Genomic DNA, 7181 nt, shown 5'->3' with positions numbered 1-7181 from the left:
TTTTTGATAAATTGGGAATATCAACTCATATAAATAGGGGGATATATCCCGTGCAGAAAAACCTCGGATTTACGCTTATAGAGCTGTTGGTAGTGGTGCTAATCATTGGTATATTGGCTTCCGTCGCGCTGCCCCAATATCAAACAGCGGTCGCCAAAAGCCGGTTGATGAATTATTTTCAGGTGGCCCAGGGTATACGCCGTGCGCAGGAAGTATATTATATGTCTAATAGCACCTATACGGCTCATTTGGATGAATTGGATATAGATTATTCCGGTACTTGTTCTTTAGTGAATACGAGTGATACGGGGGTGTTTCAATGCCCGTTTGCTTTTATAGACAATATCATCGGCGGGGAAATAACTCCCGCTACAAGCAGCGTTCGGATAAGATTTTATTCGTCGGGGTATACATACGGTTCTTCAGCGACGTCTGATTTAGAATTGCTCGTTTGGTTTGCCCGGTCCGCCCATCCCGGCGAAGTAACCTGCACGGGATATACGCCGTTGGGACGGCGTTTGTGTAACGGTATACAGTTGTAATAAAAAACCCGGTCCAACCGGACCGGGTTTTGTATCAGTATTTACAATGAAATAATGCGCGCACCAGATAGGTGATAAACTTAACCGGGTATTTGGCCGGGTTCGGGGCGGCTTGGAACAGCGGGTATTTTAATAAGCCCAGTTTTTCAAACGCCGGGAAACGGTTCTCGCACGCAAGGCCCGTTTCTTTTACCCACTCTTTATAGGTTTGGTACCATTCATTGAAATAGTAATACTTCCAAAATTTGCGGTGCCCCACCGCGTGCACCAGCGCGGCCTGTTTAAGCGCCGCCGCGCTGCGGCGCGCTTCGCAGTTGTATTTTTCGCTTAAAGGGTCAATGGTCAGTTTGAAATGTTCGCACATTAAAAGCAGGATGCCCTGGTCCGGGTAGTACAGCGATTCGCTGATTTCGGATGTTTTTTGATAGCACCAGTCGGACAAATCGTCCATATTTCCCGGCAGGCGGTTGGAAGCCGCCATAATGCCCGCGTTGTAATGCGGGGCGTCCATCGTAAAGCCTTCAATGTCTTCGGTAAAGTTCACGCGCACGCGTTCGTCGTAATACTCGCGGCGGAAGCCGATGCCGTGCGGAATTTCGCCGCGCATACCGGAAATGTCGCCCTGGATTAAAATGTCGGCGTCAAGCCACATTACATATTCATAATTTTTAAGGAAACGAAAACATTCGTAGCGCACAAACGTCATTTCGCCGTAGTCGCGCAGGACGTGCGGGCGCATGCCTGCCATATGCGGAAATTTGTACGGTACAAAACGGCACGGAATAATCCTGCCCAGCGCCTCGCGGGCCGTTTCGTCCATATTTTGGTAGTAGATGATAACGTCGGCCTCTTCCAGCAGTTTTTGGTTGTGCCGTTTAAGACCTTTAAGCACTACGCCCAGCGCAAACGCCAGGTTGCCCGTCGCGCCCAGCACGACGGCGGTATTCTTTTGGGAAGAGGAAGGGACAAAATGTGCGTTCATAAACTTATTATAACACAATCAGCCGTCGGAGGCTTGTATTGTTTTTTTTTTTTGATAAATTTAGAGTAGTGCGCCTTTTGGTGAAAAAAGGTCTTTTTAGGGCATCAAATAAATCCAAGCGTTTCTGCGGGGAAAATGGAGGGTTATATGGCGTTTCGGGAATGGAATAACCGTAAAAACAACTGGCTTCGGGTACAAAAAGGCAAATGGGCCGCCCGTCTGTTGGGGCGTGCTTCCGAAGCGGAGCCCTACCGGCCGCAGGCGGTTTCAAGCGTACTTTTGTTGCGAAATGATAATAAATTAGGCGATATGGTAACGTGTTCAACGCTTTTGCGCGCATTAGGTGCGTTGTTTCCGCATGCCCGGTTGGATATCATTGCAGGAAAGGATAATGCCTCTTTACTCGCTTATCATCCGGGCGTACACCGGGTGTATCGGGGAGACCAGTCTTTTTCTTCCCTGTGGCGGCTGGGCCGTCAGCTTCGGCGGGAAAAATATGATTTGTATATTGATGTGGACGAAAAACCTACACTCTCTTCTCTCGTCTTTTTGAAATTGCTTGCGCCGCGCTGGGCGTTTGGGTTTAACAGGGAAAACTATCCGTTGTATAATTTGGACGAAAAGCTGGATTTGTCCTCTTTTCACGTTACCCGGCGTTATGAGGCGGCCGTGCGAAAATTGGGATTTACGGGTATATTTGACCCGGAATACAAAGTTTTTCTTCCTTTGGATAGCGCCGAACGGGCCCGGCGTTTTGCGGCGGGGCTGCCCCGTGCCGGGCGTTTGTTCGTATTCAGCCCGCAGGCGGCCAGCCGGCATCGTTCGTTTAGTGTGCGGCAGATGAAAGAAACCGCACTCTTATTAAAAGACGATAAAATCGTGTTGGCGGGCAAGACGGAAAAATTAAGGGAATGGCTGGGGATATTGCCCCGTAACGTTTATTTGTTTGAGTCTGCCCAAGGCGTATTGGACTTGGCCGCCCTGGTGCGTATGGCGGACGGGCTTCTGACGGTGGACACTTTTTGGGTGCATTTAGCCTGCGCGGTAAAAACGCCGACCGTGGCGGTATATCAGCATTGGCGGGATAATCTGACGGTGTGGAGCCCCAATGCAGATAATGTAACTGTTATTTTTTGCGAGGAAGAACAAAGCGATGTGCCCGCCCAGCGGCTGGCAGATGCTTTGGAGAGGCGTGTCCAAAAGATATCTGCGTAAAGAATATGTTGCAAAATAAAAAGCGCCCCGGCAAAAAACCGGGGCGCTTGGCGTTTGCAAACTTATTTGCCCAGCAGGGACAGCAGCACCCCCGCCGTCACCGCACTGCCGATTACGCCGGCCACGTTGGGGCCCATGGCGTGCATCAGCAGGTAATTGTGTTTGTCGTATTCCAAGCCCACTTTGTTGGATACGCGCGCGGCCATCGGCACGGCCGATACGCCCGCGGAACCGATGAGCGGGTTGATTTTCGTTTTGGTAAAGCAGTTCATCAGTTTCGCCAACAGTACGCCCGAAGCCGTGGCGATGGAGAACGCGATAATGCCGAGCACCAAAATACCCAGCGTTTCGGTTTTCAGGAACTGGCTGGCCTGCAGTTTGGATCCGACCGACAGCCCCAGCAAAATGGTGGTGATGTTGCAGAAGTCGTTTTGCAGGGTTTTGGACAGACGCTCCGCCACGCCGGATTCTTTAATCAGGTTGCCGAACGTCAGCGCGCCGATTAAGGGCGCGGCGTCGGGCAGCAGGAAGGCGCAGAGCAGCAGAAGCACGAGCGGGAAAAGGATTTTCTCGCGTTTAGAAACGGGGCGCAGCTGCGTCATTTTAATTTTGCGTTCGGCCTGCGTGGTCAGCAGTTTCATAATGGGGGGCTGGATAATCGGCACCAGCGCCATATACGAATACGCCGCCACCGCAATCGCGCCCAACAGCTGCGGCGCCAGGCGAGACGTTAAGAAGATGGCCGTCGGGCCGTCCGCCCCGCCGATAATGCCGATGGAAGCGGCTTCCTTTAAGCCAAACGCAAACGGCTGGGCGTCGCCAAAGTGGATGTATGACAGGCCGATGGCGCCGATAAGCGTGGCGAAAATACCAAACTGCGCCGCGCCGCCCAAAAGCGCCATTTTCGGGTTGGCGATTAAGGGGCCGAAGTCCGTCATCGCGCCTACGGACATAAAGATAAACAGCGGGAAGAGCCCCGTCTGGATACCCGCGTCGTAGACGATGCGCAGGAAACCGCCCGCTTCGGCGATGCCCGCCAGCGGAATGTTGGAAAGCAAACCGCCGAAGGCGATGGGGATGAGCAAAAGCGGTTCAAACTGCTTTTTAATGCCCAGCCACAGCAGAAAACAGCAAACCACAATCATCACGAGCTGCTGCCACGTGAGCGCGTACAAAGAAGTGGAGTGCGCTATTTTGGTAAGAGAAGTTAAGATATCCATGGCGTCCTCTCTTATTTAATCTCGGCCAGCGGGTGCCCGGTCTGCACCTGGTCGCCCTGTTTGACGAGGAAGTGAATCGTGCCCGAAGCCGGCGCGGAAACCGGGGTTTCCATTTTCATGGCTTCCAGCACAATAATTTCCTGGCCTTCGCTCACGCGGTCGCCGTCTTTTACGCTCAGGCGCAGCACTGCGCCCGGCACCGGCGCGTCCACCTTGGCTCCGCCCGCGGGCGCGGCGGCTTTGGTTTCGGCCTTGGCGTCCGATGCGGCGGTGGACACGGCGTAGCGTTTGCCGTTTACCACGGCGTCATTGCCGTCAAACACGACTTCGTAGGCTTTCCCGTCCACGGTTACTTTTACCGGGCCGTCCGCCTGCGCGGCGCTTGCGGCTTTTTTCACGTCGGCCGCCCAGCGGATGCCGTTTACTTTGGCTTCGCCTTTCAAATACAAAAGCCCTTTGTCGGCGCAGGTGGCCACGATGAAAACGTTTTCGTCCGTGGTCGGCAGTCCCGCTTCTTCCAGTTTGGCTTTGGCGGGTTTGAGGCCTTTTTTCGGGTCCGCGTCGTTGATTTCAAGCGGAGTCTTTTGGGTGGGTTCAAGCCCCAGCTGTTCGCTGGCGGCTTTGACGACCATCGGGTCCGGCTCCACCGGGGTTTTGCCGAAATATCCGAGCACCATTTTGCCGTAGCCGGGGGTGATTTTTTTCCACGGGCCGGACATCACGTTGCTGTACGCCTGCTGGAAGTAGAACTGGGAAACGGGGGTAACGGACGTGCCGAACCCGCCGAGCTTGACGCATTCGCCCATGGCTTTGACGACTTCGGGGAATTTGTCAAAGGTGCCGTTGTCGCGCATCATTTGGGTGTTGGCCGTCAGCGCGCCGCCGGGCAGCGGGGAGAACGGAATAATCGGGTTGACCGCGGTGGCCTCGGGCGGCAGAAAGTATTTGCTCATGCAGTCCTGGAACACATTTTCGGCTTCCTGGATTTTTTTCGGGTCAATATCCAGCGTGTATTCGGTGCCGCGCAGGGCCTGCCACATCGTTAAAATATCGGGCTGGCAGGTGCCGCCGGAAGTGGGCTGCATGGAAAGGTCCAGCTGGTCGGCACCGTTTTCAATGGCGGCCAAGTAACAGGCGATGGAGTTGCCCGCCGTTTCGTGCGTGTGGAAAACGATTTTGGTGCCTTCGGGCAGCAGGCGGCGCGCCATGGCGATGGTTTTGCCCACGGTGGCCGGGGTGGACGTGCCGGAAGCGTCTTTAAAGCAGACGGAATCAAACGGAACGCCGGAGTTTAAAATATCGCGCAGCGTTTTTTCGTAAAATTCTTCGGTATGGATTTTGCCGGTGGAGTCCCAGCCCGGCGCGAGGGACATCATGCTTACGCACACTTCGTGTTTCAGCCCCGCGTCGTGAATGCACTGGCCGGAATAAATCAGGTTGTTGACGTCGTTTAACGCGTCAAAGTTGCGGATGGTGGTGGTGCCGTGTTTTTTAAACAGCTGGGCGTGGGCTTTGATAACGTCGGAAGATTGGCTTTCCAGCCCCACCACGTTCACGCCGCGCGCCAGGGTTTGCAGATTGGCGTCCGGCCCGGCGGTTTTGCGGAACGTGTCCATCATATCAAACGCGTTTTCGTTGCAGTAGAAGAACAGCGCCTGGAAACGCGCGCCGCCGCCAAATTCCATATGGCTGATTCCGGCGTGGCGGGCGGCCTCTACGGCCGGCATAAAATCTTTGGTCAGTACGCGCGCGCCGTAGACGGACTGGAATCCGTCGCGAAACGCGGTAAGCATAAAATTAATTTTTTTCATAATGGTTCCCCCGGTTTATTTTCCTTGAAATCTTCTGGCGGCGGCCACGGCCACGGCGACCAGTGCGTTGTCTCCCGCGTCGGGCACGGTCTGCGGGAAGTATTTTTCCATCGCGTCAACCAGCTTGCCCAACACTTTCATAATTCCGACCATGACGATCAGAAAAACGAACACGACCAACATCCCGATTACGGTGATGTTGACGGATTGCATCATCAGATTATCTGCACTCATACGATTAGGTCTCCTATATAGATTTCTTCCGGGCCTTTGGCGGTGGAGAGGATAAGCGTCCCGCGGGGGGACACGTCCTGCACCGTGCCGAAAAGGGTTTTGTTTCCGTTTTGAACGGATATTTGCCTGCCGATATACACAAAGCGTTGTTTGTAAGGCCCGCGCACGGCTTCAAATCCGCGCTGCAGAAGGGCCGGATAGTCCCGCCAGAACAGGTCCAAAATTTGTTGTAAAAATGCGCCGCGCTCCGTCCGTACGCCAAGCCCGCGCAGGGAAACGGCCGGCTGGCCGACGTGCCGTAAATCCGTCTGTTCCACGTTTACGCCCACTCCCAGCGCCACGCCTGCGATTTGTCCGCCGGACATGACGGCTTCGCTCAAAATACCGCATAATTTTTTACCGTCAGCCAGTACGTCGTTGGGCCATTTTAAAACGGCTTTTACGCCGCAGTTTTCCGCCGCGCGGCATACGCACAGGGCCATTAACTGCGTGAGGTTGGGCAGGAAATCGGTTTTTTGCGGTTTTAAAAGAACGGAAAAATACAGTCCGCCCGGCTGGGAAATCCATTTGCGGTCGTACCGTCCGCGTCCGGCGGTTTGCCGTTTTGCGGTAACGACGGTTTTATCGGGCAGTTGAGCGCAGTGCGTTTTGAGATACGTGTTGGTGGAATCCAGCTCTTCAAAATGTAAAATGCGCTCCATACTCCCATTGTAACAAATTAAGCTGTAAAACGCGCCGCGTAAAACCGGATTTCAGGAGCGTTGGCCGCCCTCTTGATACGGTTGCTTGGCGATATTGTTTAAACAGGGTGGCTCAATTAGTCGGATGGCACCGTCAGAGGACGGAAGAGTTGTTTTGCCGTTTTAAGCAGGTCTTAGCCGTGTTGTTGCCGTTGTGGTTCCGGCCTTTAGCCCGTTTATAAAATCCGTTTTACGCGGGAGAAGCGTTTTATTTGTCTGAGCGGTAGCGAGTTGTAAAACGCGCCGCGTAAAACTGGATTTTATGGGCACCGGCCGGCAGTCTTTTTCTCCCTTTTTCTGCTGCCAGAAAAAGGGGCCTTGCAGGCCGTGCAGATAAAGAACCGTCCCCCGGAAAACTTTTGCGTCCCCGAATGTTTCTCTCCCAAGTATCTAAAAGTACCGTATATTGCCAGGCCCTGGCCAGGCCAGAGAAGGGA

Annotated in this window: 8 protein-coding genes; 2 read left to right on the top strand and 6 right to left on the bottom strand. The window is 53.8% G+C overall.

Features of this window, described 5'->3' with window-relative positions; genetic code table 11:
- Nucleotides 1-50 precede the first annotated feature (50 nt).
- Complete coding sequence (locus ACQY36_RS07685; protein ID WP_428078684.1) at nucleotides 51-542, top strand: type IV pilin protein; 492 nt, start codon at nucleotides 51-53, stop codon at nucleotides 540-542.
- Nucleotides 543-576: 34 nt separating this feature from the next.
- Here ACQY36_RS07685 and ACQY36_RS07680 read toward each other — a convergent pair whose 3' ends face one another.
- Nucleotides 577-1524, bottom strand: a complete 948-nt coding sequence (locus tag ACQY36_RS07680; protein WP_428078682.1) for a glycosyltransferase — start codon at nucleotides 1522-1524, stop codon at nucleotides 577-579.
- Nucleotides 1525-1671: 147 nt separating this feature from the next.
- On the opposite strand from ACQY36_RS07680, the gene ACQY36_RS07675 reads away from it, so the two are divergent.
- Complete coding sequence (locus ACQY36_RS07675; protein WP_428055109.1) at nucleotides 1672-2739, top strand: glycosyltransferase family 9 protein; 1068 nt, start codon at nucleotides 1672-1674, stop codon at nucleotides 2737-2739.
- A gap of 62 nt (nucleotides 2740-2801) precedes the next feature.
- Here the strand turns inward: ACQY36_RS07675 and ACQY36_RS07670 are convergent, their stop codons facing one another.
- The 5 genes from ACQY36_RS07670 to ACQY36_RS07650 form a co-directional block, all read right to left on the bottom strand.
- The gene (locus tag ACQY36_RS07670; RefSeq protein ID WP_428078680.1) at nucleotides 2802-3959 is read right to left on the bottom strand and encodes a sodium ion-translocating decarboxylase subunit beta; all 1158 of its coding nucleotides are present in this window, start codon (nucleotides 3957-3959) and stop codon (nucleotides 2802-2804) included.
- Nucleotides 3960-3970: 11 nt separating this feature from the next.
- Nucleotides 3971-5770, bottom strand: coding sequence for a biotin/lipoyl-containing protein (locus ACQY36_RS07665; protein ID WP_428078678.1), 1800 nt, complete (start codon nucleotides 5768-5770; stop codon nucleotides 3971-3973).
- A 15-nt stretch (nucleotides 5771-5785) separates the two neighbouring features.
- Nucleotides 5786-6004: an OadG family protein gene (locus ACQY36_RS07660; RefSeq protein ID WP_428070823.1), complete on the bottom strand. Its 219-nt coding sequence runs from the start codon at nucleotides 6002-6004 to the stop codon at nucleotides 5786-5788.
- Entirely contained in the window at nucleotides 6001-6705 is a 705-nt protein-coding gene (locus tag ACQY36_RS07655) for a biotin--[acetyl-CoA-carboxylase] ligase (RefSeq protein WP_428055118.1), read from the bottom strand. The genes ACQY36_RS07660 and ACQY36_RS07655 overlap by 4 nt, the downstream gene beginning before the upstream one ends.
- A 247-nt stretch (nucleotides 6706-6952) precedes the next feature.
- A partial coding sequence (locus ACQY36_RS07650; protein ID WP_428078676.1) for a hypothetical protein occupies nucleotides 6953-7181 on the bottom strand: 229 nt, incomplete at its 5' end.

The organism is Candidatus Avelusimicrobium alvi (assembly GCF_958451995.1).
In the GTDB taxonomy this organism is placed as follows: Bacteria; Elusimicrobiota; Elusimicrobia; order Elusimicrobiales; family Elusimicrobiaceae; genus Avelusimicrobium; species Avelusimicrobium alvi.
This window is presented reverse-complemented; position numbering and strand designations above follow the sequence as displayed.

Excerpts from the sequence above, each read along its gene's own strand:
- ACQY36_RS07680 (WP_428078682.1), bottom strand. The coding sequence starts at position 1,524 with ATGAACGCACATTTTGTCCCTTCCTCTTCCCAAAAGAATACCGCCGTC.
- ACQY36_RS07675 (WP_428055109.1), top strand. The coding sequence starts at position 1,672 with ATGGCGTTTCGGGAATGGAATAACCGTAAAAACAACTGGCTTCGGGTA.
- ACQY36_RS07670 (WP_428078680.1), bottom strand. The coding sequence starts at position 3,959 with ATGGATATCTTAACTTCTCTTACCAAAATAGCGCACTCCACTTCTTTG.
- ACQY36_RS07665 (WP_428078678.1), bottom strand. The coding sequence starts at position 5,770 with ATGAAAAAAATTAATTTTATGCTTACCGCGTTTCGCGACGGATTCCAG.
- ACQY36_RS07660 (WP_428070823.1), bottom strand. The coding sequence starts at position 6,004 with ATGAGTGCAGATAATCTGATGATGCAATCCGTCAACATCACCGTAATC.
- ACQY36_RS07655 (WP_428055118.1), bottom strand. The coding sequence starts at position 6,705 with ATGGAGCGCATTTTACATTTTGAAGAGCTGGATTCCACCAACACGTAT.